A 26,709-nucleotide genomic window follows, 5' to 3' on the forward strand; every position below is an offset into this window, starting at 1 on the left:
TTCCTACCTGAATAAGCATAGAAATGTAATACTTCAATAAAAGTTGGCACCACTCGATAGAGCGTCTAGAAACAAATCCCGGGCGTAGAAAGATTAGTGGAATGCGGAAGCGATGGGAGGAGGCACGGTATGGACATTTTCAAGCGAATATCGGAGTATCAGGCTGAGAGTGAGAAGCTTGCATGGACAGGATCATTCAAGGAGTATGTTGAATTGCTACGGAAGGACCCGTCCCCGGCCATGACTGCACATGCGCGCGTTTATGAAATGATTGAAGCTCATGGGGTAGAGGACGTTGGGGGCCGCAAGCAGTATAAATTTTTTGATCAAGAAATTTTTGGCTTGGACCATGCGATCGAGAAGCTTGTAGAGGAGTATTTCCATTCCTCGGCTCGGAGGCTTGAGGTACGTAAACGGATATTATTGTTAATGGGACCCGTCAGCGGAGGCAAGTCAACGATAGTCACGATGCTCAAAAAAGGGCTAGAGCGTTTCTCAAGAACGGAACGTGGAGCCGTTTATGCGATTAAAGGCTGCCCGATGCATGAAGATCCGCTGCATCTCGTACCACATGAGCTGCGTCCTGAAATTGAGAAGGAGCTTGGCGTTCGAATTGAGGGGAATTTATGCCCTTCCTGCCAAATGCGGATAGGAACCGAATATGACGGTGATATCGAGCATGTTCTTGTGGAAAGAGTATTTATTTCAGAGGATAATCGTGTAGGAATCGGTACGTTCAGCCCATCTGATCCCAAATCACAGGATATTGCCGATCTAACTGGCAGTATCGACTTTTCTACTATAACGGAATTCGGCTCGGAATCTGATCCGCGCGCCTATCGTTTCGACGGGGAGCTGAATAAAGCAAATCGCGGATTGATGGAATTTCAAGAGATGCTGAAATGCGACGAGAAATTTCTATGGAATTTACTTTCGCTGACGCAGGAGGGCAACTTCAAAGCCGGCAGATTCGCTTTGATTAGTGCCGATGAGCTTATTATTGCGCATACCAATGAATCAGAGTACAAATCATTTATTAGCAATAAGAAAAATGAAGCGCTCCATTCCAGGATGATTGTCATGCCGGTTCCTTATAATCTAAGGGTATCTGATGAGGAGAAAATCTATACGAAGCTGATCGGCCAGAGCGATATGAGACATATTCATATTGCCCCTCATGCCCTGCGTGCCGCAGCTATTTTCTCTATCCTCACAAGACTGAAGGAAACGAAAAAACAAGGCATGGATCTCGTTAAGAAGATGCGCATGTACGATGGTGAGGAAGTAGAGGGCTTCAAGGAAGCAGATTTGAAAGAGATGCAAAATGAATACCTTGAGGAAGGAATGACGGGAATTGATCCCCGTTATGTCATCAATCGCATCTCAAGCGCGTTGATAAAGCAGGATACGCAGTGCATTAATGCGCTGGACGTACTTCGCGCCCTCAAAGAGGGGCTCGATCAGCATCCATCTATTACGAAGGAAGAACGAGAGCGGTATTTGAATTTCATTTCAGTTGCGCGCAAGGAGTATGATTTGCTGGCGAAGAAGGAAATTCAAAAAGCGTTTGTCTATTCCTACGAGGAGTCTGCAAGAACTTTGTTCGAAAATTATTTAGACAATATCGAATCCTACTGCAACTGGGCAAAGATAAAGGATCCGTTAACAGGTGAAGAGATGGATCCAGACGAGCGGCTTATGAGGTCGATCGAAGAACAAATTGGAGTATCCGAAAATGCGAAAAAGGCGTTCCGTGAAGAAATTTTGATTCGTATCTCTTCCTATTCGCGGAAAGGGAAAAAGTTTGATTTTACGAGCCATGAACGGCTCAGGGAAGCAGTGGAGAAGAAACTGTTTGCAGATTTGAAGGATATCGTCAAAATAACAACCTCTACGAAGACGCCGGATGAGAATCAATTGAAGCGTATTAATGAAGTGACCAAGCGGCTCATTGACGAGCATGGGTATTGCCCAGTATGCGGAAATGAATTGCTGCGTTATGTTGGAAGCTTGCTAAATCGCTAAGTTTTAATTTATTGGAATGGCGAATTAGTGAAGGGGTGCTGGCGGACAAATGTCTGTCAGCTTTTCTTTTGCGAAAATGTCATAAAAAATTTTGATTGGATAAAAATGAAAAGTATGCTTTTTCCCGTAACTTTTTCCGATATAATAAGTGATAGTTAACTACTATACACCGAAGGGGTCGGACTAATTGATCAAATTAACGGGAGAGCGTAAGAAGCAACTTGAATATACAGGGATCACGGAACGTGATTTACGATATCTCGCAGAATGCAAACCGATTTTCGAAAAAATTGTTGATGAGGTAGTAGATCGTTTTTATGAAAATATTGAGAAGCAGCCTGAACTTATTGCTATTATTTCGAAATTTAGCACGATAGAGCGCTTGAAAGACACGCAGCGTTGGTACTATATGTCCCTAACTGAAGGGACAATCGATGATTCATTTGTTGATAACCGAATTAAGATTGGCAAAGTACATTCTCGAATTGGATTGACAACCAGCTATTATCTTGGGGCATACATGGTCTATTTGGATATTTCCTCTGCGTTGCTTCAAAAAGTTATTCCGGACCAGTGGAAGGAAGTTGTCCACTCTCTATCGAAAATGTTTAATCTGGATTCCCAGTATGTGCTTGAGGCATACAACCTGAAAGAGCAGCAGCAAATTCAAGAATTAGCAGATGACCGTGCGGATATGTTGACTACTGTAACGAGCGCCGTTCAGGAGCTCGCTTCGCTTATGCTGGAATTGGACGAGGGTGCGCAATCTATTGCGGCTACGGCTATTTCAACTTCGCAATCTCAGGATAAGACGCATACACTATTGGGAGAGCTTCGTGAGGAGCTAGAAGGCATTAATGAAATGGGAACGTTAATACGAGGATTATCCGATCAAACGCATCTGCTTGGACTTAATGCAGCAATAGAAGCTGCAAGAGCAGGTGAACATGGCCGCGGATTTGAAGTCGTTGCCAATGAGGTACGCAAGCTTGCCGCATCATCAAGAAATGCACTTGAAGGCATTCAAGACAAACTGTTAGAGATCGATAAGAAGCTAACATCTGTTAGACAAGAATCAGAGCTAACCTCAAGTGAGGCTCGCAACCAAGCAGCGCGTTCAAAGGAGCTTGCTTCATTTGTTCAAATGGTCGAGAAGGTTGCGAAGGACTTAGAGCAATTAAATTAACGGAATGAATCACATTTCAATATGCAGCTTAGAAAAAGCAGGAATTCTCTCAGATGGAGGGTTCCTGCTTTTGTGTTAAGTAAGTTGACTCTGTTTACAAATTTTAGTATGATATTCTTAACAATCAGATACAATGTTGTTTGGAATGTTAAGATTATTAACATGAAAATAACATTAAAGATCGAATGTTCACACTGGAAGCACCAAAAAGGTGCTGCGCCCATCATGGAGGAGGCGGTTGTCATGTCGACGGCCAAACAGTCGCAATCGCAATTTTACGATTCTCAAGCATTTTATGATGAAATGTTCGACAAGGACTTTTCAGTTCGCGCCCACTATGACAGTGTTCATCGATTATTTGGAAAAATGAAGCCAGCTGAGCTTGCGATTCGTCAAAACGCGATTAACCAACGAATGATGGAGGAAGGCATTACATTTACGCTTTATAGCGGTGCGCATAATGAACCGCTAGAGCGAACCATTCCGTTTGACTACATTCCACGGGTAATTCCAAGGCATGAGTGGGAGGTTGTAGATCGAGGCGTAAGGCAGCGAATCCGCGCATTGAATGCATTTCTTCATGATGTGTACCACGGACAACGGATTGTGTCAGACGGCATAATTCCGCGGAGAATGATTGTGTCTAATACTTATTTTCGTCCAGAAATGGCAGGTCTACATGTTCCGGGCGGTGTATATATTACAGCATCAGGTATTGATTTGATACGTGATGAGAAGGGGCGTTATTACGTTCTTGAAGATAACTTGCGTTCTCCTTCCGGTTTTTCTTATCTCTTTAAAGGCAGAACGTTAATGAGTGAGTTATTCCACGATTTATATTTGTCTTGCTCGGTACAAAGCATCGACCGCAGTTTGAATTGCTTTTTAAGCTCGCTCCGCGCGCTTTCCCCCAACGGTAAACGTGATCCGCTAATTGTTCTACTTACGCCCGGCGCTTACAATTCCGCCTATTACGAGCATACTTTTCTAGCACAGCAGATGGGCATACATCTGGTTGAAGGGAGAGATCTCGTCTACAAAGACCATAAAATTTATTTAAGAGATCTGCGTGGACTTCGTCAAGTCGATGTCATTTATCGCAGGATTGATGATGATTTCTTAGATCCGCTTGCTTTTCAACCTGATTCATTTCTAGGGGTTCCTGGTCTTATGAATGCTTATCGTGCTGGGAATGTTGCCATTGCGAATGCGCCAGGCACTGGAGTTGCGGATGACAAAGCCATATATGCCTATGTTCCCGATATGATTCGGTATTACTTAGGTGAAGAGCCATTATTGCATAATGTTCCTACTTATATTTTATCTCGCAAGGAAGAACGAGAATACGTTCTCGACCATTTACATGAGCTAGTAGTGAAGGAAACCTCTTTATCGGGTGGTTATGGCATGCTGATCGGACCTACTGCAACACAGAAGGAGCTCCAAGCATTCACAGAAGCGATCAAGCGAGACCCAGGCCGCTATATTGCCCAGACGACAATGAAGCTTTCGCGTGCGCCGGTTATGGCTAATGGGTCAATGACTCCTAGACATATAGATTTACGGGCTTTTGCACTTATGGGAGAGGAAACTCATGTTATTCCAGGAGGCTTGACTCGCGTTGCAATGACTGAAGGTTCACTAGTTGTCAATTCTTCACAAGGCGGCGGAGTAAAGGATACGTGGGTGCTTAATCGATAAATAATGGAGGGAATGCGATGCTGAACCGGAATGCAGAGGCATTATTTTGGATAGGGCGATATATGGAGCGTGCCGAAAATCATGCCAGGCTGATTGATGTGCATTATCATCTTCAAGTTGAAGAAGAGATCAGCAGCGCAGAAGAGAATGGCGGTGATGAAAGGAAAGAGCCTTTCTCAAAGTGGGCAAGAATCGTTGATGCGCTAGGCAGCCGGGAAGCATATGAAAATCAATACGGCACTTATAATGAACGGGATGTATTGTTCTATACAACACTGGATCGTGATAATGCTAATTCACTCGTATCCTGTGTCAGCCATGCAAGGGGCAATCTGCGTACACTTCGTGAGAAGGTGCCCAGTGAAATGTGGGATGTGACCAATGCTTTTTATCTATGGCTAAGAGAAAAACAGCCTGATGATATGCTTCGAGAGTCGCCTCATTTGTTTTTTGGACGGATAAAGGAATGGACAGCTTTATTTCTAGGAGTCAGTCAGTCGGTTATGCCTCGAGAAAATGAATGGCATTTCATAGAATGCGGCCGTTACTTAGAGCGATCGGAGAATACGCTCCGAATTATTCAAGCGGTTGGCAATGCGGTGAGCGGAGATAGCTGGAATAGTACGAACGCCTATCCTTATCTGCAGGCGGTGCTTCGATCCGTGAGCGGCTACCAAGCGTTCCGTCGTTATTATGCTGATGGCATATCAGTAGAGTCGATTATTGAGTTTGTCGTGTTGAATGGAGCTTTTCCGCGATCTCTTCATTTTTCCCTTCATACATTAGATGATCATATGAGACATATAGAGCTTCAGGATAAGCAGCTCCGCACAGCTCATGAACGCGTTATACGCCAAGTAGGTAAAATAACAGCGGATTTGGCTTGCTTGGAGCGTGAGGATATGGTGATCGATCGCAATGGTTCGATCGTTACACATTTGCTGAGTGCTTGTCAGCAGCTGGGGGTGGCATTCGCAAAAACCTTTTTTCGCATGGGGGAGGCAAGCGCATGAAGCTGAGTATTTCACATGTGACGCAATACCAATACGCCGAGGCCGTTACGGACAGTGTCAATGAAATAAGGCTTACGCCTAGCACGAATGAACGACAATCCTGTTACCAGCAAGCAATCTCAATTGAGCCGAATGCTTCGCTATTTACGTATGAGGACTATTTTGGAAATAGGGTGCATGCTTTTTCTGTTAATAGTCCTCATAAGCGGCTTACGATACGAACCAATATGACGGTCGTCACGAAAGAAGCACCTTCACCGGAGGAACGGGCATTTTATTTGAGTAAACGATCTCCTGAGCAAGGATGGAAGTGGCTGCTGTCTGAAGACGCGAATAATCGATTTACGGAATTTTTGTTGACGACAGAATATACAGCTGTCACACCAGAGGTAGAACAGTTTGTAGATGAGCTTAAGGGGAAGGAAGATGCCCCTCAAGTTAGCGTGCTGGACTGGCTTTCAGCCTTATCGAGCAAAATTCGGACTGAATTCATTTATGATCCTGATGCAACGGATGTGAAGACAAGAACGTCTGAGATGTTCGAGAGAAAAAGAGGGGTATGCCAAGATTTTGCGCATTTGATGATTGCAGGCTGCAGAGCGATTAACATACCGGCGAGATATGTGAGCGGCTATCACTTTGTTGGTGATTTGCAAGGTGGGAGTGCAGACTTCGAGCAGGCTTCCCATGCATGGGTTGAGGCATTTGTCCCTGGACTTGGCTGGTGCAGCTTTGATCCAACCAATGTAGACCCTGTAGGAGAAAGATACGTGAAGCTTGGTCATGGTCGAGATTATAAGGATATTGTTCCTGTAAAGGGCGTCTATAGAGGTACGGGAGAGCAAATTCTTCATGTGACCGTAGATGTTCAAAATGTTGAAGAATAACGGGAAGCTTACGAAAAAACAAAATGCCCCCTCATTTCTCCAAGAGAATAGGGAGCATTTTGTGATTTTAAAAGTTACGTGGTAGATTGTTCTTTACTGGTTGGTTTAACAGCCGCCAATGCTAAAATAGCGCACAGCAGGGCACAGGCGGAAAAGATGCAGAAAAGCAAAACTTCATTTTTTATAATCAAAGAGGTGATTAAAGGTCCAATAGCTACTCCGATAAACCTCGTACTGCTGTATAAGGAAGTAATGGTGCCCCTCTGCTTTTTTTCGATCCCTTCCGTAATTAATGCATCTAGGCAAGGCAGGGCAAAACCAATTCCTGCGCCGCTGATGAACATGAAGGACAATAAAAAGACAAGCCCTTTTGTGTTAACAAGCCCGCAGGTCAGCATGGTTGCCGTTAATATGATCATGCCAATGACGGTAAACCATTTCATTCTCCCCTTTTTTTCTCCTACTATTTTTCCAGTAATAAACGAAGCGAGACAGATGGCGCTTAGTGGGATGGCTAACAATAGCCCTTTCCAAATACCATCAATACTGTAGTGATCTTCGAGGACGGAAGATAAATAGTAGAGAAACCCGAACATAATGAACATGGAAATGCCGCCTATTGTAAAAATGGCATATAGCCATCGTCCTTTTTCAGACAATATTGACGCTGTGGATTTAAAAAAAGTTTTGAGGCTGCTCTCGGACTTCTGCTTTTGTTTAGGCGCTTTAACGAAAATAGCCACCGCAGCTATTGAAATCGCACATATAAAGGGTATGACAGCAAGCGGAAGAAACCAAACGACCATGGCAAGCGCTGCGCCTAGAATGGGACTAAGCACTTTTCCAAATGTATTGGATGTCTCGATCATGCCTAGACCGCTGCTAACCTCTTCCTCGCTCTTAAACATGTCGCCAACAAGGGGAAGAACGATTGGAAAAGCTCCGGCAGCACCGATTCCTTGAATGAGTCTTCCTCCGAGTATGGTTATATACACATGCGAATCCATTAACCAAGCGGCTAATCCAGATATTAAACCGCCGATTGCGGCAATGGAGAGGCCAATGATTATGATTAGTTTTCGTCCGAAGCGATCGGATAAATAGCCGGCGATCGGAATGCAAATGATGGAGACCGCAGCATATACCGTAATAATGAGACTGGACTGCATGGAAGTGATGTGCAGTTTTTTTTGCATTAGCGGAAGAACGGGAATCAGCATGGAATTGGCAAGCGTCATGATTAAAGGTATAGACGCTAAAGCGGCTAAGTCCCATTTCTTTTTTTCGCTCACAGATGGTCACCTTTCTAAACGTAAGTGAATTTGGAATGTCATGTGGTTATGTCCTATTGCTGCAGTTGTTTTAAAGGTTTTTCCGCAGGCCCCTCAATCACATCACCGCTAATTGAAAATCTAGAACCATGACAAGGACAGTCCCAGGTTCGATCACCATTATTCCACTCGACTTCACAGCCCATATGTGTGCAAGTCGTATCGACAAGATGAAGAATACCATTCTCGTCTTTATAAGCACCTGCTCTTTTGCCGTGGAGACGCACAACACATCCTTCGTCATTCGCAAGATCCTCAGCTGTCTTGTTCACCATCTCAAGCTTGCCCGCAATTAAGTGCTTTGCTACATCAGCATTGTCGACGATAAGGTTCTTGATTGTTGTAAATGAAAGAGAGCGGGACGGAGAAAAAACCTCTTCATACTTACTTTCCGTATCGGTAATCAAATCTTGAATAAGCAGAGCTGCTGCTGTACCGTTTGTCATTCCCCATTTGTTATATCCTGTTGCTATGTAAATATTGGGAGAGGAAGCTGTTATTCGACCGATGTACGGTATTTTATCACCTGTCGCAAGGTCTTGAGCAGACCAACGGTAATGAATATCCTTTAATTGAAAATGATGCTCGGCATATCTCTTCAGCTCTTCATAATGATTAATCGTACATATACCTTGTCCGGTTTTATGGCTTTGTCCTCCAACAAGAATAAGAGGGGATTCCCCGTCAGTCTCAGCAAAGCGAATGGAACGCTTTGGCTCCTCTACGCTTAAATACATACCGCCCGGATACTTTCCGTCTATCGTTACTCCAAGCACATAGGATCGGGAAGCATGCATTCGCGCAAAATAGAAACCATGGCCGTCATAAAAAGGGAAGTGTGTGCAGGATACCACATGCTTGCATGTAATTTGATGTCCTCGGCTCGTTATTACACGAGGTATGGGGCCTGTTTCCACATCTACAGCTGTCGTATTCTCATAAATAACACCTCCGCCCTCAACAAACTTTTGAACAAGTGCATTCAAATACTGCAGGGGATGGAATTGTGCTTGGTTATACATAACAGCTGCTGCTTTAACGGGGATATGTAAGGGCAACTTATCCGTAAAGGCTCCTTGAATCCCAAGAGCCTCATAGGCAGAGAATTCATCCTCCAGCTTACTTATATCATTTTCTGAATTGGTGTAAAGGTAACTATTCTGTTCTAAAAATCCACATTGAATATTTTCTTGCTGTATCGTTTTCTTTATAAATTTCAATGCCTCATGAGAAGCGTTGAAATACAAGGCAGCTTTTTCTTGTCCAATACTTTTTATAAGCTCCCCATAGATCAGATCATGCTGCGCTGTTATTTTGGCTGTCGTATGTCCCGTTGTACCGTTAAGGAGCTTGCCTGCTTCTAATAGAACGACCTTGAATCCCTTCTGGATGAGAAGGTAAGCGGTTGTGATGCCGGAAATACCTCCCCCAACAACGGTGACGTCAGTTTCTATACTTTCCTCAAGTTTAGGGTATGTCGTCTCCGTCTCTTCTGAATTAGAAGCTATCCAATAGGATTCAGGAAATTGTGGAATGGAAAACGGTTTTGTCATTACGGATCTCCTTCTCGTTGAATTGATGCTTTTAATCTATGCAAAGAGCTAACATTTAATCCAATCAATGCTGCTTCTTCACAATCGTCAGCATCATTTTTTAGCTTTCATGCAGAAGCAAGCTCATGTAATTTTCCCATGTATGTTTACTCGAACTTTGCAGACCTTATAACCATTACACAGGAGGTGTTAATGAGTGAATAAACATGTGAAGCCAATCGTAATGTCTGTAATGGTACTAACACTGGGATTATCTTTAACTGCTTGTGGTCAAGGTAGGACGGTAAGGGAAGAAGCAGTACGGATGAAAAATGATGTAAACCGTATTGGTACGAGATCCACCATGCCTTACAATACAGGAAGAATTGCGGATAATCGAAATTATGTAGATGGAACAGGCATTGGTCTTACTGATAACACAACAGGCATGACGAATAACAGAATGGGAACAACAACTGACGGATTGGGCATGACCAATAGAGGTACGACAACTGATGGTTTGGGTATAACCAATAGAGGTACGACAACAGATGGATTGGGAATGAAAAGTAATGATGTAAATCGAGTGGGTGTAAATTATCACAAAGAAGCGAAACAGCTTGCTGATCGAGCAAGATTAGTAAGCGGAGTGAAGAAAGCAACAGTTGTAGTTAATAATAAAGACGCCATTGTTGGTATTGATGTAAGCAACTCTGGCAAAAAAGCGACGATTGAAAAACAAGTTCATGCTGCGCTGAAAAATCAATATCCGCACTACAATATTCATGTGACATCTGATCCGAATTTGCATAAAAGAATTAACACGATGAATGTTAATATGGGTTCGGCTCATCCTGTAAAAACATTGGCCAATGATGTAGCTCTTATGATTCGTGATATTGGCGCAGCGGTAACAAGACCGCTTCGTTAATAACTGTAAAATAGCGGTCGGCAGCTCTTCGAAGCTGCCAACCGCTATTTAATAAATTTTAGACTGCAAGGGCATTATACATAGTAATGAACAATTGTTTACAATGACGTCAAAAGGAATTTAGACATAATCAAATGCAGTAAAAGGCCAGGAGGAAATATATTGGTAATCGTTAAGCGAAGCATATTGTTAGTGCTCGTTCTCATGATGTTGGCTGGATTTGATAATCCGATCAAGAAGGATCGATATTTTTATGAGGAAAGAGGAGAGGTTATTTGGGAGGTTCCCATGGAGGATAAGCTGATTGCCCTTACCTTCGATGATGGACCTTATCCAAACACGACAGAGAAAATATTGGATCTCTTAAAACAATACGATGCAAAAGCTACTTTTTTTGTTATAGGCAATAAAGTAGAACGATTTCCAGAGACGATAAAGCGAGAGGTTGCAGAAGGGCATGAGGTAGCTAACCATACGTTCAATCATGTATACTTCAAACGATCGATCAACTCCGCTACGATTAGAGAGGAAATTGTGAAAACCGATGAAGCATTAGAAGCCTTAACGGGGAAAAAACCATTATTATTTCGCCCGCCTGGAGGCTACTATAATGAAAGATCAATTGAAATTGCTAAAACACTCGGTTATACAACAATTATGTGGTCTTGGCATCAGGATACGAATGATTGGAGAAGCCCAGGCGTAAATGCAATCGTGAATAAAGTAGTGAATAATGCTAGAAATGGTGATATCGTTTTACTTCATGATTATATTCAAGGTTCTTTGCAAACGGTAAAAGCATTAGAGGTGATTTTATTTGAGCTTGATAAGAGAGGCTTCAAATTCGTTACCGTATCAGATCTAATGTCAGAGCAATCCAACAATAAGATCCCTAAAATATAGCCTATAGGGCCCCCACTCATCAGAGTAGATCCCTTATAGGCTTGGCATACTCTAAATGAATCTGGCGTTATTGCGTCAGGTTTTTTTATTTTGTGAAAAACGATAACAGGTTAACTTGACCTACTGTTGTCTAGGTTTGGCTGTTATGATGGAAATAAGTTAAAGCACCAAACAGGTGCGGTTGCCTTGGAAGGAGATTAAAGATGGCTGAACCATTAAAGGATATGTATGATGAAAGCTTTATCACGGGATTTGGTGAGAAAATAAAAGCCGTATATAAGGAATTTGACACTCCGGCATTTATTGCCGATACGATAGACGAGAGCTGGGATGAGCTTAAACTAAAAGAACGAATGCGGAAAATCTCAGAGATGCTAGGAAAGTATCTGCCAAAACGATATGAAGAAGCACTAAACGTATTATTTGCAATAGACGAATCCTGCGTTGGTTTTCCTTATTTATTTTTCCCTGATTTCGTAGAGGTGTACGGTCAGGGGGAAGAGCACTGGGCATTGTCCATGAAGGCTTTGGAGCGATTCACCGCCAGATCATCCTCGGAGTTTGCCGTTAGACCATTCCTGCTGCGAGATCCGGAGCGAATGATGCGTCAGATGGAGGTTTGGGCGAAGCATCCCAGTGAGCATGTTCGTCGGCTGGCAAGCGAAGGCTGCCGTCCACGTCTGCCGTGGGGACAAGCGCTTGGTATGTTTAAGAGAGATCCCTCTCCGCTGCTGCCTGTTTTGGAGTTGCTGAAGGAGGACTCATCTCTGTACGTTCGCAAAAGTGTGGCTAATAATCTAAATGATATCGCCAAGGATCATCCAGCCACTGTGCTGGAAACAGCTAGGCGCTGGAGCGGCGTTCACCCGCATACAGATTGGATTGTTCGACATGGATGCAGAACCTTGATCCGTAAGGCTGATCCAGAAATTCTGGCATTATTCGGTTATGCTGAAGCGGGAGAAGGAATGATTCTCACGACCTTTGCGAAGCTATCAGTAGAACCTGCAGTGCTGCCGTTTGGCGGCAACTCTGAACTGTGTTATGAGCTTACTATTAGAGACGGAGATCCGGTACGAATAAGGATCGAATATGGGATCTATTTTGTGAAGGCAAAGGGAAATACTTCTCGTAAACTGTTTCTGTTATCTGATAAGACTGTCTCAGGCGGATCGGTTCTTAAAGGTATTCGGACACATCGCTGGGCGGATCTGACAACCAGACGCCATTATCCAGGGGAGCATCGTATTACGCTTTCAGTCAATGGGGTTGAAGTTGCGGAAACGGTTATTATGCTTCAAGATGAAGAGAAATAGAGTGAAAGAGGAAAGGGCGCTCCTTATGGAACGCCCTTTCCTCCTTTTCCTTTAAGCGGCAAAATGCTCTCTATTGCAATATGATTCAAAATTGAAGCATTACAAAACGGTAAAGAAAACAATAACGGACAATGCAACTGAAGTAATAGTCATCGCAATGAGTGGTCGCAAAGCTCGCGTACGTAAATCTTTCAGACTTACATTCAGCCCAAGTCCGACCATTGCTGCAGTTAGTAACCATGTTGTTAAAGTGAAAACAACGCTCATAACGCTATCGGGCACAGGAATGGAATGACCGAACACATAACTTCCTAAAATACTTAAGATAATAAAGCCTACAAGGAACCATGGAAACTCAATCTGGGCAGCTATATCTTTGGAACCTTTATTTTTTCTCTTCATGATATAGATAAATACAAAGCTGACTGGAACCAGTAAAAAGACTCGTCCCAATTTGGCTAATAGGCCAATGGTTAGAGCGTCTTCTCCGGCAGGTGCGGTTGCCAGCGGCACATGGGCTACCTCATGAAGACTCGTTCCTGACCAAATGCCATATTGAATGGCATCGAGCGGTAAATACGGGCGCAAGATGGTATAGGCAATGGCGAAGATCGTTCCCATCAATGCGATAATACCGACACTGATTGCGGTATCTTCATCCTTGGATTTAACAATGGGTGCAATTGCAGCAATTGCGGCTGCCCCGCATATCCCTGTTCCAACTCCAAGCAACAACGAAATCATTTTATCAGCTTTGAATCGTTTAGCCAGCCAAATCGTTAGAAAGATAGCGAAAACAATGACTCCGGTGTCACGAAGTAAAAGTCCAATTCCATCATTCAGAACAGTCGCAATATTTAACTTCAATCCATAAAGAATGATGGCTGCTCGCAGTAGATGTTTGGAGGAAAAGGCGATTCCAGAACGAATGACCTCCGGATACCCAAATATTTGACGATAAACAACAGCGATAATGATCGCACATGCCATCTGCCCCACATGATCAAATCCAGGCACTAACACTAACAAGTAACCTAGTAAAGCAATAAGAAGCGTGAATGCTACCCCGCTGGTCCATAATGCTAGTGAGGATGGCCTTTTTGCTGCATAATTCCTTGCGTTTATATTTGCTAAAGCCATTTGAACACCTCCTGAACTAACTATAGTTCAATTCTGATCATAAGAAAAATAACTATTTATAATTATAATCATAAGTGAAATGTTATAATAAAATTAAAAGCCTTGCAGTAGAAAGGAGAAGGAAAATGGATCAACAATTGCAGGTCTTTGTGATGGTTGCAGAGAAAAGGAATTTTTCCAGAGCGGCCGAAGAATTACATATGACACAGCCTGCGGTTAGTCAATACATCCGTATATTTGAAGAAAATATGGGTGTGCGGCTGCTGGAGAGAACGAATAAATATGTAAGACTAACAAAAGCCGGAGAAATTGTGTATCATCATGCCAAAGAAATCGTGGGACTTTATACGAAGATGCAAAACCTTGTGGATGATCTAACAAATAAAGCAAGCGGACCTCTTTCTATTGGGTCAAGTTATACCTTTGGAGAATATGCTCTTCCTCGTATTATTGCAAAAATGCAGGAAGTCTATCCTGATATCAAGCCAACCGTAACGATTGGCAATACAGCTGAAATTGCTAAATTAGTGATGGACCATCAACTCGATGTCGGAATAGTGGAAGGTCATTTCAAAGAGGATAGTCAACTGCGGTCAGAGGAATTTGCAGCAGATTATATGGTTGTCGTAGCATCGCCCGATCATCCGCTTATACATAAAGGTGATGAGGTAGTAATAAATGAACTAGAAGAACAAAGATGGATTTTGCGTGAATTTGGATCTGGTACAAGAGAGGCGGCTGAGAGCCTATTTCAACGCTTCGAGATCAACCCAGCTAACATGATGGTTTTCAGCAGTACCCAGCCCATCAAGGGTGCAGTTGAAGCGGGATTAGGAATCAGCTTATTATCACAGTGGGCGATTCAAAAGGAGCTTCGTAATGGCGATCTGCAGGTGCTTAATGTCAAGGGCTTGCCGTTTTTAAGGCAGTTTTCAATGATTACGACATCCCCGTACCAGACAAAGGCACTCCAAGAATTTCTCCATCTACTGCGTCATAATAAAGAATTGACTGCTTTTGCATCAGGAAGCCATTAGGACTGGAACATTTTCAGGATTCTAAAGGACAATAATGATATAAAAAGGCTGCCACTGACAGTGGCAGCCTTTCATTCGTTTATTCTTCTCGACGAGTTTCGTCGTCATTACCCTCGTCAGTTTCACCCATTTTATTGCCCAACGCTGCGCCTACGGCTCCACCTACAACAGTTCCTACAGGACCCAAAACGGAACCTACGACAGCACCTAAAGCTCCGCCGCCCACTGTTCCTACAGCTTCTGCAGCGTCAACATTATTAGAATCTTCATTACGATCGCGTTCGTTGTATTTAGTCATTCCTATCCCTCCTTCATTTTTATAATCATTGCTACTTTCAGTGCAGTGCCAAAGCTTATATTGCCCTAACCAAACGGAAATGATTCTGATTTAGAAAAGTAATGTAATCAAGAACTTCAGTTCCATAGATCTGATTGGAGACATAATATTTAATTACAAGCAATTAAAAAAAGGCTGCCTTTTGGCAGCCTTTTCTCACATTTAGTACATTTTCAAGCGAATACGGGAGAGTTAATATCATATTCATTATACAAATTTACGACTCGTTTTCTTCCCATCACAGCTGAACACAATCTTTTTATCCTCGACGAACGTTTCCAAATGAACGTTTTTGCCCCATAGCTGGACTACACTTGGCAGGGTGCGCTCCACATATTTGAGATCCAGCTCCATACCCTCGTATTCATGAATGAGATAAAGCTCACCGACCCGATTGAAATCGCCATCCTTGACCATTAGGCTGGGGAAACCGCCATTCACCTTGGAGTAAACGAGCTGGTCACGGATGTTTTCCCATGACTTATCGGTGATTTTCCATTCCGGACCCTTCTTCTCGAAAATATAAAGATCGAGATCATTAACCAGATCCTTTGTTAAATAGTTGCGAATGAAGGAGGTGTCGGAATCGAGCTCTCGAACCTCGAACATCTTCTCACGTCCGCTCCCAGGCACCCTCCCGAAGCGAGCCTGCTCCTCCTTCGTAGGATGATCCCAGCGCCGCTCGATATCCTCGAATATTTTGAGTCCCAAATAATAAGGATTGAGACTGTGGCGAGACGGCTGGACAACGGAGGAGTTTAACTTGGCAAATTCAATCGTTTCCTCGCTTGTGAGATCCAGCTCCCGGATGATGCGTTGATGCCAGTAGGAAGCCCAGCCTTCGTTCATGATTTTCGTCTCTATTTGCGGCCAGAAGTACAGCATCTCGTCACGCAGCATGGATAAGATATCACGCTGCCAGTCCTGAAGAGTCGGCGAGTATTCTTCAATGAACCATACGATATCCTTCTCTGGGCGCGGAGGGAATCGCTTGGCATCGAGAGCTTGCGAATCGGCGGCTGAAGCGGCTGCTGCTATCCGATCGGGATCTAAATTCCATATATCATCATACTGGGAAGCGGGAATATTCCATTCGGAGCGTTCACTGTCTTTTTGAACCATTTCGATATACCGCTTCTTATCGAGTTGATAGGGCTTTATAAGCGTGGGATCAACATGCTCTTGAATAGCAAGAATGGCATCGATGAATTTCTCTACAGCTTCTGTTCCGTGATCCATCTCATATTGATGGATGCGATCGGCAGTAGCAGACATGCTCTCAACCATGTTGCGATTCGTAACCCCGAAGCGAGCGTTGTTCTTGAAAAAATCACAGTGAGCGAGGACATGAGCGACTATGAGCTTGTTCTGGATCAGGGAATTTCCATCCAGAAGAAAAGCGTAGCAAGGATTGGAGTTTATGACGAGCTCATAGATTTTACTCAGACCAAAATCATACTGCATCTTCATTTTATTGAAGGTCTTCCCGAAGCTCCAGTGACTAAAGCGGGTTGGCATGCCGTATGCGCCGAACGTATAGATGATATCAGCCGGACATATTTCATATCGCATTTGGTAAAAGTCGAGTCCAAACCCTTGCGCAATTTCAGTTATTTCATCGATGGATCGCTCCAGCGCGCGAATCTCATCTTGGTTCATTCGTCATCCCTCCGCATTCGAAAATACGATTCATACCATGTGTATGAACGGATGGCCAAGGTTATGTCAGTGAATAAAACAAAAAAAGAACCCGATTAAGGGTTCTTTTCATTTTGTTTAATACCATACATGGCATGGTCGGCATCGCTGATGAGATCCATAAGACTGCAGCCTCGACCGGGTGCTGAGCTGACTCCAATGCTTGCTGATATGTGAATGGGCTGTCCGTTAATGGAAAAGGGCTCCTTAATAGAAGCCTGGATCTTCTCAGCAACGAAAGCGATATCATGATTGTCTACCAAATGTTGAAAGCAAATTACGAATTCATCGCCGCCATACCTGATTAATATATCTGTCTTTCGAACGCTGCGTTTGAGTCTTGAAGAAATCTCCAATAGAAGCAGATCGCCAAAATCATGGCCAAATGAATCATTGACCTCTTTGAAATCGTCGATATCGATAAACATGACGCTAAACTGCTTGTCCGATTCATTGCGATATAAATGGGACAAATACCGTCTATTGTAAAGGCCTGTCAAACTGTCTGTAACGCTCGCATTTTCCAGCTCAATAATATAGCTGAATAAAGAAGACAGAGATTGGATGAAGGCGAGTTGATTCTCATTTAAGGTTATTGGCTCACGATCCATCAAGCAGATGGAGGCTAATAACTGATCGCCGCTTGTTTTTACAGCTATTCCAACAAATGAGCACGGTCCAAGCTGCTCAGAAAGAGGTAAAGCCGCTGTTCTAGGGTCCTCGAGCGTATTAGCGATATTAATCATAGAATCAGGCTGTGAGAAAACAAGCCCGCCTAAGCTTAACGGCAATGAATTGCAGGCTTGGTCGGGGTCGATCATTTGCTCATGACGGTTAAACGCTCTCAAAATGCGTTTGGAAAAACCGTCATTCGTAGCAATAAACAATGTATTTACTTGTAGGAAATGCTTCAGGGTGTCTATGATATGCTCGGCTGCATCTTCTAGTGAGCGTGCATGGCTGCTCATGGAATCAACTCCTGCTGTTGTCTGGAAAAGAATAATTGCCTTATAGTTCCATAGTAGTCGAAAAAGAGGACTAACTCAAGGGAACAATCCTGTTTTATTAGGAAATTCGACCCATTTTATAAAAGAATAGTAACCATCTTTAGTCTCTCTTTTTATGTTTCTATTGCCCATCGTTTTGAATTAACTAAATCATTAATTCAGTTAAGTGAAATTAATGCTTGAATTAATTACGGACCTGTAGTTAAATATTACTATAGTCATCATTGTTAATGATTGAGTTACTAATTAATGCGCTTATTAATCTAACGACGAGGTGGATGAAGATGGCAAACAAAGCATCAATGATCGTAGATAAGGATTTTCAAATCGGTGAGGTTGATAAACGGATTTATGGTTCATTCATCGAACATCTAGGTCGCGCAGTTTACGGAGGCATTTATGAAGCGGATCATCCAGAAGCCGATGAAAATGGATTTCGTAAAGATGTGCTTGAGCTTGTAAAAGGGCTGGATGTACCGATCGTTCGTTATCCAGGAGGTAATTTTGTATCCGGTTACAACTGGGAAGACGGCGTTGGCCCTGTCGATAAGCGTCCTCGTAAGCTTGAGCTTGCTTGGAGAACAATTGAACCGAACTGGGTTGGGTTTAATGAATTTATGGATTGGTGTAAAAAAGCAAATACAGAAGCAATGATGGCGGTTAATCTAGGCACACGCGGCATAGACGAAGCGCGCAACCTTCTTGAATACTCCAACCATACATCTGGTTCCTATTGGAGTGATCTTCGTATTCAGCATGGCTACAAGGATCCGCATAACGTAAAAACATGGTGCTTAGGCAATGAAATGGATGGACCGTGGCAAATTGGTCATAAAACGTCAGTGGAATACGGTCGTCTGGCTAACGAAACAGGTAAAGCAATGCGTTTGATTGATCCTTCAATCGAGCTAGTAGCTTGTGGAAGCTCTAATATCGGTATGCCGACATTCCCGGAATGGGAAGCATCTGTTCTGGATTTGACCTATGATACAGTTGATTACCTTTCCATTCACCAATACTATAATAATTCACAAAAAGATACGATGAACTTCCTTGCGCAGTCCATGAGTATGGATTCGTATATCAATAGTGTCATTTCTACATGTGATTATATCCAAGCGAAAAAACGCAGCAAGAAGAAGATTAATTTATCTTTTGATGAGTGGAATGTATGGTACCATTCCAATGAGCATGATAGAAAGCTTGATCCTTGGCAAATTGCTCCGCCTCAGCTTGAAGATGTATACAATCATGAGGATGCGCTTGTTGTAGGCTGTATGCTTATAAGTATGTTGAAACGTGCAGATCGGGTGAAAATGGCATGTATCGCACAGCTTGTTAACGTCATCGCTCCAATCATGACGCAAAACGGCGGTCCTGCATGGAAGCAAACCATATACTTCCCGTATATGCATACAAGTATTTTTGGACGCGGAACGGTACTTGTACCGCTCGTTAAGTCCCCAAAATACGACTCGAAGGATTTTACAGATGTACCATACCTAGAGACGGTTGCGGTACATAATGAAGAGAAAGAAGAAGTAACGATCTTCGCAGTTAACCGCAACATTGAAGAGGCATTGCCTTTTGAGATCGATCTTCGCAGCTTTGGCGCCTTCCAAGTGATCGAGCACATTGTACTTGAGCATGAGGATCTGCTAATGACGAATACAGCAGATGCACCAAACCGCGTAACGCCTCATACTTCAGGTAACGCTGCTATTGGCGCTGGCGGCAAAATTGAAGCTACATTAGGTAAAGCATCATGGAATGTTATTCGTATTAAGCTATAATAATAAAAGCATACACTAGCCGAGGGTATCCGAAAGCTGCGATTGCAGTCTTTGGGATGCCCTTCTATTGTTATAAGACAGAGGAAGGGAGAGATAGAATGATTCACGCAAATACAGAAGAAGCATGGTTGCCTTTATATGAAGCTCTGGCAAGCCCCGTTCGACTTTCTATCATTAATTTGCTTGCATCCGATTCCATGAATGTGAAGGAGCTTGCAGAAGCGCTTGGACTGAGCAGCGCAATCGTGACGATGCACATTCGCAAGCTGGAGAAGGCTGGAATAGTACAGACAAAGATGGTCCGCAAGCATGGCGGAACACATAAGATATGCACGATCGCTGAACGTTCTATTTCAATAGAGCTGCCATATCCATCACAAGATGTTAAGAAGGTGCATGAGGTAAGCGTGCCGGTAGGACATTTTACACAATTCGAGGTGTTTCCAACCTGCGGAATTGCGACAGTCGATAAAATGATCGGTCAGTTTGATGATCCGCGCTTCTTCTTGGAGCCGGAGCGAATGAATGCGGGTATTTTATGGTTTGGCAAAGGCTATGTCGAATATAAGGTTCCGAATTATTTGCTTGCAGGGCAGCGTCCCATTGCATTGGAAATCACGATGGAGCTTGGGTCTGAAGCGCCGGGCGTTAATGAAAACTGGCCTTCTGATATCGATTTTGCACTAAATGGACTGGATATAGGCATGTGGACAAGCCCTGGCGACTACGGAGATGTACGAGGCAGATTCTCGCCGGCATGGTGGCAGGACCGCATTAACCAATACGGCTTATTGAAGGTCATCAGAATTCAAGAAGATGGAACGTTTATCGATGGGCAGCAGATGTCATCGGTGGGAATTGGTGAAATTGGTTTAGAGCGAAACTTTTGGACTTTTCGTATCGGAGTGAAGGAAGAGGCGGTCCATGTGGGCGGTCTGACCATATATGGAAAGGGATTTGGCAACTACAACCACGACATCATGTTCCGTGTATTTTATGAGGATGTCAAAGGCACGTAAAGAAAGGCATCTTGGATTTCGTAAGCTTATGTTCCCTGTATCCAACCTCCACTTTTCAAACTCTCCAGCATCATTTCGGTTCATAATAAATGCCATTTTTGAGCTAAAGGGCTATAATGGGTATATTCGCGCCTAATAGCGAAAGAATCCATTACTGCTTGGAGGAACGAAGATGCGGACTATGTTCTCTTATTTGAAAAAATATCGAGTTGCCGTCGTCATTGCTATATTACTAATGCTGATGGAGTTAATGGTAGAGTTGTTTCAGCCCTTTATCATATCCAGAATTATTGATGACGGCATCGGTCATAATGATTTATCGATTGTGTTGAAATGGGGCGGTGTACTAATTGTCTGCTCCATCTTAGCTTTCGTTGTCGGTATACTAAGCTCCTTCTATGCTGCTCATGTGAGTCAGAGCTTTGGCTTTGATTTAAGAGAACGGCTGTATGAAAAGGTGCAAGCCTTTTCCTTCGCGAACTTTAATCGTTTCCCGGAATCCTCCCTCATTACGAGACTTACCAACGACGTTATGCAGCTTCAAAATACAGTGTTCATGGGCTTGAGAATTATGCTTCGCGCTCCTTTGCTTGTTATTGGCAGCATTGTGATGGCTTTTATTGTTCAACCGAAGCTTGCCATGTGGCTCGCTGCAGCTATCCCCGTTCTAGCTATTTTCCTCTTTTGGGTACTTAAAAAGGGTGAAGGCTTGTTTCGTTCCGTCCAACAGCAGCTTGACGGGGTAAATGGTATGATGCAGCAAAATTTAATAGGTATGCGCATTATAAGAGTGTTTGTTCGAATGAAGCATGAATCCAAGCGATTTGCACGCTCTAGCGAGCAACTGGTGGATCGGACCGTGTCGGCACTGCGTCTGACGGAGACGACGATGCCGATCGTCATGCTTGTTATGAATGCTAGTGTAATCGCTGTTCTTTGGTTTGGTCGAATCGAGCTGGATACAAATGGCGCCACATCTGGTGAAGTAATAGCTATCGTCAATTACGCGACGAGAACGACAGGAGCTCTCTCCATTATGTCGATGATTGTGGTCAACTTCTCACGTGCTCGCGCCTCTGCACAGCGGGTTGAGGATATTTTGTTAACCGATATCGATCTTAAGGATACAAATGAAAGCGATGCTTCAATGAAGCTAAGAACGGGTGATGTTTCCTTTGAAAATGTATCCTTTCAATACCCGGATACGGATCAGACCATATTGAAAGATATTTCATTCCAAGCAAAGCAGGGGCAAACCATCGCCATTTTAGGGGCAACCGGATCAGGAAAGACCTCCCTTCTTCAGCTCATTCCAAGGCTATATGATGTGCAGGGCGGTACCGTTTTGATGGATGGAAATGATAATCGTCAAATGAAATTAGAGCATCTGCGCAAAAGGATCGGATATGTTCCGCAAGAGATCATGCTGTTCACAGGCAGTGTGGAACAAAATATTCGTTGGGGCAAGGAAGACGCTACGCTTGAAGAAATAATAGAAGCCGCTAAGATGGCTCAAATACATGAAACCATAATGAAGCTTCCTGAGCAATACGACACCATTGTTGGTCAGAAGGGGGTTAATCTATCAGGAGGTCAAAAGCAAAGGTTGACGATTGCGCGTGCGCTCGTGCGGAAGCCGGTTGTTTTGCTTCTCGATGATAGCACAAGCGCTCTTGATGTTGGGACTGAAATGGCTTTATTGCAAGCGCTAAAGGCTATGAAATGCACGACATTTCTTGTTACTCAAAAAATAAGCTCAACCGCAGAAGCGGATCAAATATTGCTGCTGGACGAAGGCGAACTCATTGCTCAGGGTACGCATAATCAGCTCATTCGGGAATCAAGCTTATATCTGAAAATCTATGAATCGCAGTTTGGAAAGGAAGGTGTGTCCCATGTTTAAGTCCATTATGGAGCCCTTTCACTATACAAAACCAGAACGGATCATAGAAGAACAAACAGCAGGAGGCACAGGCAAGGGGAAGAAAAAGCAAAGAGCTCAAAACACCTCTCGCACATTAAAGCAGATGTGGGGATATTTGACGGAGTATAAAAGAAAGCTTGTTTCCGTTATCTTAATGGTTGTTTTAAGCTCAGCATTTTCTCTGCTTGGTCCTTATTTGGCAGGTACTGCGATCGATCATTTTTTATTGAATAGAGGAAGCGGGTTTGTAACCTATCTAGTCGGGATGGCGGCCGTGTATGCACTTTATTCCTTAACGATGTGGCTGCAGAGCATTTGGATGATCACGATTTCTCAGAAGACGGTTTATCGTATGCGCGTTCAATTGTTTGAGCATTTGCATAGATTGCCCATCTCTTATTTCAGCAAGCGTCAGCATGGAGAGCTTATGAGCCGAGTGACGAATGATATTGAGAATGTGAGCGCGTCATTAAACAGCTCCGTTATTCAAGTGTTCTCCAGTGTTCTTCTATTAATAGGAACTGTCTCTGTTATGCTGTCGCTTAGTCCTATGCTTACTTTACTAACATTTATCGTTGTGCCACTTATGGTGCTGGGAATGAAATGGATCACGAAGCAAACTGGACGCTTATTCAAGGCTCAGCAGCGCAATCTAGGAGATTTGAATGGTTATATAGAAGAAACACTCTCCGGTCAGCGAATTGTAAAAGCTTTCTCGCAGGAGGATACGGTTATCGGCGAGTTTAAGCAGCGCAATGAACGTATTCGAGTGTCAGGCTTTTGGGCTCAGACCATATCGGGCTTTATACCAAAGCTAATGAATGCACTGAACAATTTAAGCTTTGCCATCATTGCAGGCATCGGGGCTATATTCGTGCTAAATGATGCAATAACAGTTGGGGTAATCGTAATTTTTGCAGAGTACTCCAGACAATTCACGAGACCGCTAAATGATTTGGCTAATCAATGGAACACGCTGCTCTCGGCTGTTGCCGGTGCAGAACGGGTATTTGATGTTCTCGCAGAACCGGAAGAGCGGAGTGACGAGACGGAAGCAAGAGACCTGAATCAGGTGACTGGTGCTGTAATCTTTGAGAATGTCAGCTTTGCTTATGACGGACGCTCCGCGACCATTCATGACGTGAGCTTTGATGTAAAGCCGGGTGAAACCGTTGCGCTTGTTGGTCCAACGGGAGCGGGGAAGACAACGCTTATACAACTTCTCTGCCGTTTTTATGACCCTAGCGCTGGCAGCATCAAAATAGACGGCAACGACAGCCGTACCATCAAGAGAGAAAACTTGCGCTCACACATGGCATTCGTGCTGCAGGATCCTTTCTTATTTGAAGGAACGATTTCTGATAACATTCGTTATGGCAAACTGGATGCAACGGATGAAGAGGTTGAAGAGGCGGCTAAGCTAGCCAATGCCCATTCTTTTATCGTACGACTGAAGGACGGCTATAACGCAACACTTAAGCTGGATGGCAGCGGTATTAGTCAAGGGCAGAAGCAGCTGCTGGCTATCGCAAGGGCTATTTTGGCCAATCCATCTATACTCGTACTCGATGAAGCTACCAGCAGCATTGATACCGTTACAGAGATTAAAATTCAGGAAGCGCTGCAGCGGCTTATGACGGGGCGTACCAGCTTTGTTATCGCTCATCGATTAAATACAATTCAGCAAGCGGATAATATTATCGTTCTCCAAGATGGAGCTATTATCGAGAAAGGCTCGCATTCGAAGCTCCTTGAACAGAATGGTTACTATAGTCGTATGGTTAAGGGACAAGCTGCTGCCAGCAAGCTTAGTATGTAGTACGATTTTGCATTAATCGACAACAATAGATGTTATTTATGTTACAAGTTGAAACTATTTTGGGTAATGGGAAGTATAAAGAACAATACACGAGGAGGTGAAGAGATGACCGTTCTCAATTGCCGAAATTGCGGAAAGCAAGAGGAAGTACATGTAGATGAGCAATTTGAAGCACGGTGCTCGTCCTGCGGCGTTCCCTTTATGGAAGAGAAGGATCTAAACGAGGCTAGAGAAGAAGCGCTTAAAGTGGCCGATAAGGAAATAAAGGAAGTCGATATAAATAAATGGATCGAGAAAATAGGAGACCAAGCTAAGCAAACGAAGTATGTGGAAGAGGGCTTTTGGGCAAAAGCCAAACGGCATGCATCAAAAGTTCCATTTGCGAAGGAAGTAGTCACGCTTTACTATTGCTCCATTGATCCGAAGACACCTCTAAAAGCAAAGGCTACTGCGGTTGGTGCATTAGCGTATTGGATACTTCCGATTGATCTCATTCCAGATTTTTTGCCGGCGGTAGGCTTCGTGGACGATGCAACTGCAGTGTTTTTTGCTTACAAAGCGCTGAGCGGGCAAATTACGGATGAGCATAGAGATAAGGCGGAACAATTTTTTGTATTGAATAAAAATGTAAAGCTTGTTGATTAGGCTTAGCAAGCTTTTGCAAAAGGAAAGGGGGAGTTCGTTATGCGAGCTCCCCTTTCCTTTGATTTTTAAATTATTTTTAAAACAAGCTCCAATCAAACTCATTCGATATCGCCTGTAGAAGCGCGACCCCTGCAATACTATTTCCTTTTGGATTTAAGGCTGGACCGACTAAACCGATCCCATATCGTCCAGGAACCATTGTAAGTATGCCTCCTGATACTCCGCTTTTTGCAGGCAAGCCAACCCCAATAGCAAATTCACCGGATGCATTATACATGCCGCATGTGGTCATAAAGGTTTTAGCAATTTGAACATAGCGGCGAGGAACCAATATTTCTCCAGTAATCGGATTTTGACCATTATGTGCAAGCACCAATGCCATTTGAGCAAGGTCCGCACACGTGACGCTAATGGAGCAATGATGGAAATAAACATCCAGAACATCCTCGACAGAGCCTTGAAGTACACCGTTATCCTTTAGAAAATAAGCCATTGATCGATTAAGGTTTGCTGTATCTGCTTCAGAACGATAAACATCCATATCATAATGTAGAGTACTGTTATTAGAAAGAAGGCGAAGAAACTGGAGTACACGTTCTGATTTTTCGGTAGGCGTACTGCCGGCAATTAAGGAAGAGATGGCAATCGCGCCGGCGTTAATAAGCGGGTTAAAAGGAATACCTGGCTGAACCAGCTCAAGCTTAAGCATAGAGTTGAAGTTGTCTCCTGTCGGCTCCATACCCACCTTGTCGAATACGGCTTCCTCACCATTATCCATGAGAGCTAATAGCAGGGTAAACACTTTGGAGATGCTTTGCATCGTAAAATGCAGATCACAGTCGCCCCCAGTGATCGATTGCCCTTGACCATCCATAATATGAATGCCCAGCGCATCTGCAGGAGATTTTGATAATTCAGGGATATAGGAAGCAACCTTTCCTAAGCTGCATAGCTGCCGGCTTGATTGGAGCATTTGAGGTAAAAGTGCACGTAAGCGTTCAATTTCTGTTGCTGTCATTTTGCTGCTCCTCTGCTGATGAAGGTATGTTTATTTATATGTTGTTCTTATACTCATAGTTTATAACAGGAGTGAACATAATTTGTAGATGGCTTGTATTAATATTTTGTATGCAAAAGGAATGTTAAATTGTGAAATATGCGAAAGAATAAGGGTTTTAAAATTAATTTAAAGTTTTTTTTGATAAATGCTTGACCAATTAGGTGGTAGCATGATATATTCTAATTCCGGCCGAGAGATACACGCGGACGGCGAGCAAAACAAGAAAGAAAAGATTGCTCTTTGAAAACTGAACAACGAGTAACAAACTGCCTCGCAAGTCCTTCGGGATGAGCGAAAAAGCGATAAAAGTTTTTGAGCAAGTCAAACACCAATTTGGAGAGTTTGATCCTGGCTCAGGACGAACGCTGGCGGCGTGCCTAATACATGCAAGTCGAGCGGAGTTGA

The 26,709-nt window shown here is 43.5% G+C and carries 21 protein-coding genes and 1 rRNA gene; 15 read left to right on the plus strand and 7 right to left on the minus strand.

The genetic code is table 11. From position 1 onward, the window contains the following. The first annotated feature begins 129 nt into the window (after positions 1-129). The 5 genes from AC0YOD_RS20965 (at position 130) to AC0YOD_RS20985 (ending at position 6,812) form a co-directional block, all read left to right on the plus strand. Entirely contained in the window at positions 130-2,025 is a 1,896-nt protein-coding gene (locus AC0YOD_RS20965; protein WP_475801270.1) for a PrkA family serine protein kinase, read from the plus strand. Positions 2,026-2,212: 187 nt separating this feature from the next. Next, complete coding sequence (locus AC0YOD_RS20970; RefSeq protein WP_475801271.1) at positions 2,213-3,211, plus strand: protoglobin domain-containing protein; 999 nt, start codon at positions 2,213-2,215, stop codon at positions 3,209-3,211. A gap of 243 nt (positions 3,212-3,454) precedes the next feature. Then, positions 3,455-4,912 carry a circularly permuted type 2 ATP-grasp protein gene (locus AC0YOD_RS20975; protein WP_475801272.1) on the plus strand — a complete coding sequence of 486 codons (1,458 nt, stop codon included), beginning with the start codon at positions 3,455-3,457 and terminating at the stop codon, positions 4,910-4,912. 17 nt (positions 4,913-4,929) lie between these two features. After that, positions 4,930-5,925 carry an alpha-E domain-containing protein gene (locus tag AC0YOD_RS20980; RefSeq protein WP_475801273.1) on the plus strand — a complete coding sequence of 332 codons (996 nt, stop codon included), beginning with the start codon at positions 4,930-4,932 and terminating at the stop codon, positions 5,923-5,925. Continuing rightward, positions 5,922-6,812 carry a transglutaminase family protein gene (locus AC0YOD_RS20985; RefSeq protein ID WP_475801274.1) on the plus strand — a complete coding sequence of 297 codons (891 nt, stop codon included), beginning with the start codon at positions 5,922-5,924 and terminating at the stop codon, positions 6,810-6,812. Before AC0YOD_RS20980 ends, AC0YOD_RS20985 begins: the two co-directional genes overlap by 4 nt. Before the next feature lie 74 nt (positions 6,813-6,886). Here the strand turns inward: AC0YOD_RS20985 and AC0YOD_RS20990 are convergent, their stop codons facing one another. Both AC0YOD_RS20990 and AC0YOD_RS20995 read right to left on the minus strand, forming a co-directional pair. After that, entirely contained in the window at positions 6,887-8,104 is a 1,218-nt protein-coding gene (locus AC0YOD_RS20990; protein WP_475801275.1) for an MFS transporter, read from the minus strand. Positions 8,105-8,157: 53 nt separating this feature from the next. Then, positions 8,158-9,696, minus strand: coding sequence for an FAD-dependent oxidoreductase (locus AC0YOD_RS20995; RefSeq protein WP_475801276.1), 1,539 nt, complete (start codon positions 9,694-9,696; stop codon positions 8,158-8,160). Positions 9,697-9,892: 196 nt separating this feature from the next. Here AC0YOD_RS20995 and AC0YOD_RS21000 point away from each other — a divergent pair, with 196 nt between their 5' ends. From AC0YOD_RS21000 to AC0YOD_RS21010, 3 genes are all read left to right on the plus strand, one after another. Then, on the plus strand, positions 9,893-10,606 hold the full coding sequence (locus AC0YOD_RS21000) for a YhcN/YlaJ family sporulation lipoprotein (protein WP_475801277.1): 714 nt from the start codon (positions 9,893-9,895) through the stop codon (positions 10,604-10,606). A 162-nt stretch (positions 10,607-10,768) separates the two neighbouring features. Then, positions 10,769-11,509: a polysaccharide deacetylase family protein gene (locus tag AC0YOD_RS21005; RefSeq protein WP_475801278.1), complete on the plus strand. Its 741-nt coding sequence runs from the start codon at positions 10,769-10,771 to the stop codon at positions 11,507-11,509. A 203-nt stretch (positions 11,510-11,712) separates the two neighbouring features. Then, complete coding sequence (locus AC0YOD_RS21010; protein WP_475801279.1) at positions 11,713-12,825, plus strand: DNA alkylation repair protein; 1,113 nt, start codon at positions 11,713-11,715, stop codon at positions 12,823-12,825. Positions 12,826-12,924: 99 nt separating this feature from the next. Here the strand turns inward: AC0YOD_RS21010 and AC0YOD_RS21015 are convergent, their stop codons facing one another. Continuing rightward, entirely contained in the window at positions 12,925-13,965 is a 1,041-nt protein-coding gene (locus AC0YOD_RS21015) for a YeiH family protein (protein ID WP_475801280.1), read from the minus strand. A gap of 125 nt (positions 13,966-14,090) precedes the next feature. Here AC0YOD_RS21015 and AC0YOD_RS21020 point away from each other — a divergent pair, with 125 nt between their 5' ends. Continuing rightward, positions 14,091-15,002, plus strand: coding sequence for a LysR family transcriptional regulator (locus AC0YOD_RS21020; RefSeq protein WP_475801281.1), 912 nt, complete (start codon positions 14,091-14,093; stop codon positions 15,000-15,002). 79 nt (positions 15,003-15,081) lie between these two features. Here AC0YOD_RS21020 and AC0YOD_RS21025 read toward each other — a convergent pair whose 3' ends face one another. The 3 genes from AC0YOD_RS21025 to AC0YOD_RS21035 all read right to left on the minus strand — a co-directional run bounded on the left by AC0YOD_RS21025 (position 15,082) and on the right by AC0YOD_RS21035 (position 18,005). Beyond that, positions 15,082-15,300 (minus strand): glycine zipper 2TM domain-containing protein, encoded by a 219-nt coding sequence (locus AC0YOD_RS21025; protein WP_475801282.1) that lies wholly within the window; start codon positions 15,298-15,300, stop codon positions 15,082-15,084. A 246-nt stretch (positions 15,301-15,546) separates the two neighbouring features. Continuing rightward, positions 15,547-16,998: a SpoVR family protein gene (locus tag AC0YOD_RS21030; protein ID WP_475801283.1), complete on the minus strand. Its 1,452-nt coding sequence runs from the start codon at positions 16,996-16,998 to the stop codon at positions 15,547-15,549. A 95-nt stretch (positions 16,999-17,093) separates the two neighbouring features. Continuing rightward, positions 17,094-18,005, minus strand: a complete 912-nt coding sequence (locus AC0YOD_RS21035) for a sensor domain-containing diguanylate cyclase (protein ID WP_475801284.1) — start codon at positions 18,003-18,005, stop codon at positions 17,094-17,096. A 323-nt stretch (positions 18,006-18,328) separates the two neighbouring features. Here AC0YOD_RS21035 and arfA point away from each other — a divergent pair, with 323 nt between their 5' ends. From arfA to AC0YOD_RS21060, 5 genes are all read left to right on the plus strand, one after another. Beyond that, the gene (gene arfA / locus AC0YOD_RS21040) at positions 18,329-19,837 is read left to right on the plus strand and encodes an arabinosylfuranosidase ArfA (protein WP_475801285.1); all 1,509 of its coding nucleotides are present in this window, start codon (positions 18,329-18,331) and stop codon (positions 19,835-19,837) included. 98 nt (positions 19,838-19,935) lie between these two features. Then, a complete protein-coding gene (locus AC0YOD_RS21045; protein ID WP_475801286.1) occupies positions 19,936-20,856 on the plus strand; it encodes an ArsR/SmtB family transcription factor in 921 nt (306 codons plus the stop codon). Positions 20,857-21,028: 172 nt separating this feature from the next. Next, complete coding sequence (locus AC0YOD_RS21050; RefSeq protein ID WP_475801287.1) at positions 21,029-22,759, plus strand: ABC transporter ATP-binding protein; 1,731 nt, start codon at positions 21,029-21,031, stop codon at positions 22,757-22,759. After that, positions 22,752-24,599 carry an ABC transporter ATP-binding protein gene (locus AC0YOD_RS21055; RefSeq protein ID WP_475801288.1) on the plus strand — a complete coding sequence of 616 codons (1,848 nt, stop codon included), beginning with the start codon at positions 22,752-22,754 and terminating at the stop codon, positions 24,597-24,599. Before AC0YOD_RS21050 ends, AC0YOD_RS21055 begins: the two co-directional genes overlap by 8 nt. A gap of 105 nt (positions 24,600-24,704) precedes the next feature. After that, entirely contained in the window at positions 24,705-25,244 is a 540-nt protein-coding gene (locus AC0YOD_RS21060) for a YkvA family protein (RefSeq protein WP_475801289.1), read from the plus strand. Positions 25,245-25,320: 76 nt separating this feature from the next. Here AC0YOD_RS21060 and glsA read toward each other — a convergent pair whose 3' ends face one another. Then, positions 25,321-26,217 (minus strand): glutaminase A, encoded by an 897-nt coding sequence (gene glsA / locus AC0YOD_RS21065; protein ID WP_475801306.1) that lies wholly within the window; start codon positions 26,215-26,217, stop codon positions 25,321-25,323. A 417-nt stretch (positions 26,218-26,634) separates the two neighbouring features. On the opposite strand from glsA, the gene AC0YOD_RS21070 reads away from it, so the two are divergent. Next, positions 26,635-26,709, plus strand: a 16S ribosomal RNA gene (locus AC0YOD_RS21070); the annotation flags it as partial.

The sequence above is a fragment of the Paenibacillus sp. J31P13 genome (assembly GCF_056269295.1).

Bases quoted from the DNA above. Each gene is read 5' to 3' on its own strand.
- AC0YOD_RS20965 (WP_475801270.1), top strand. From the start codon at position 130: ATGGACATTTTCAAGCGAATATCGGAGTATCAGGCTGAGAGTGAGAAG.
- AC0YOD_RS20975 (WP_475801272.1), top strand. From the start codon at position 3,455: ATGTCGACGGCCAAACAGTCGCAATCGCAATTTTACGATTCTCAAGCA.
- AC0YOD_RS20980 (WP_475801273.1), top strand. From the start codon at position 4,930: ATGCTGAACCGGAATGCAGAGGCATTATTTTGGATAGGGCGATATATG.
- AC0YOD_RS20985 (WP_475801274.1), top strand. From the start codon at position 5,922: ATGAAGCTGAGTATTTCACATGTGACGCAATACCAATACGCCGAGGCC.
- AC0YOD_RS20995 (WP_475801276.1), bottom strand. From the start codon at position 9,696: ATGACAAAACCGTTTTCCATTCCACAATTTCCTGAATCCTATTGGATA.
- AC0YOD_RS21010 (WP_475801279.1), top strand. From the start codon at position 11,713: ATGGCTGAACCATTAAAGGATATGTATGATGAAAGCTTTATCACGGGA.
- AC0YOD_RS21015 (WP_475801280.1), bottom strand. From the start codon at position 13,965: ATGGCTTTAGCAAATATAAACGCAAGGAATTATGCAGCAAAAAGGCCA.
- AC0YOD_RS21020 (WP_475801281.1), top strand. From the start codon at position 14,091: ATGGATCAACAATTGCAGGTCTTTGTGATGGTTGCAGAGAAAAGGAAT.
- AC0YOD_RS21025 (WP_475801282.1), bottom strand. From the start codon at position 15,300: ATGACTAAATACAACGAACGCGATCGTAATGAAGATTCTAATAATGTT.
- AC0YOD_RS21030 (WP_475801283.1), bottom strand. From the start codon at position 16,998: ATGAACCAAGATGAGATTCGCGCGCTGGAGCGATCCATCGATGAAATA.
- AC0YOD_RS21035 (WP_475801284.1), bottom strand. From the start codon at position 18,005: ATGAGCAGCCATGCACGCTCACTAGAAGATGCAGCCGAGCATATCATA.
- arfA (WP_475801285.1), top strand. From the start codon at position 18,329: ATGGCAAACAAAGCATCAATGATCGTAGATAAGGATTTTCAAATCGGT.
- AC0YOD_RS21045 (WP_475801286.1), top strand. From the start codon at position 19,936: ATGATTCACGCAAATACAGAAGAAGCATGGTTGCCTTTATATGAAGCT.
- AC0YOD_RS21050 (WP_475801287.1), top strand. From the start codon at position 21,029: ATGCGGACTATGTTCTCTTATTTGAAAAAATATCGAGTTGCCGTCGTC.
- AC0YOD_RS21055 (WP_475801288.1), top strand. From the start codon at position 22,752: ATGTTTAAGTCCATTATGGAGCCCTTTCACTATACAAAACCAGAACGG.
- AC0YOD_RS21060 (WP_475801289.1), top strand. From the start codon at position 24,705: ATGACCGTTCTCAATTGCCGAAATTGCGGAAAGCAAGAGGAAGTACAT.
- glsA (WP_475801306.1), bottom strand. From the start codon at position 26,217: ATGCTCCAATCAAGCCGGCAGCTATGCAGCTTAGGAAAGGTTGCTTCC.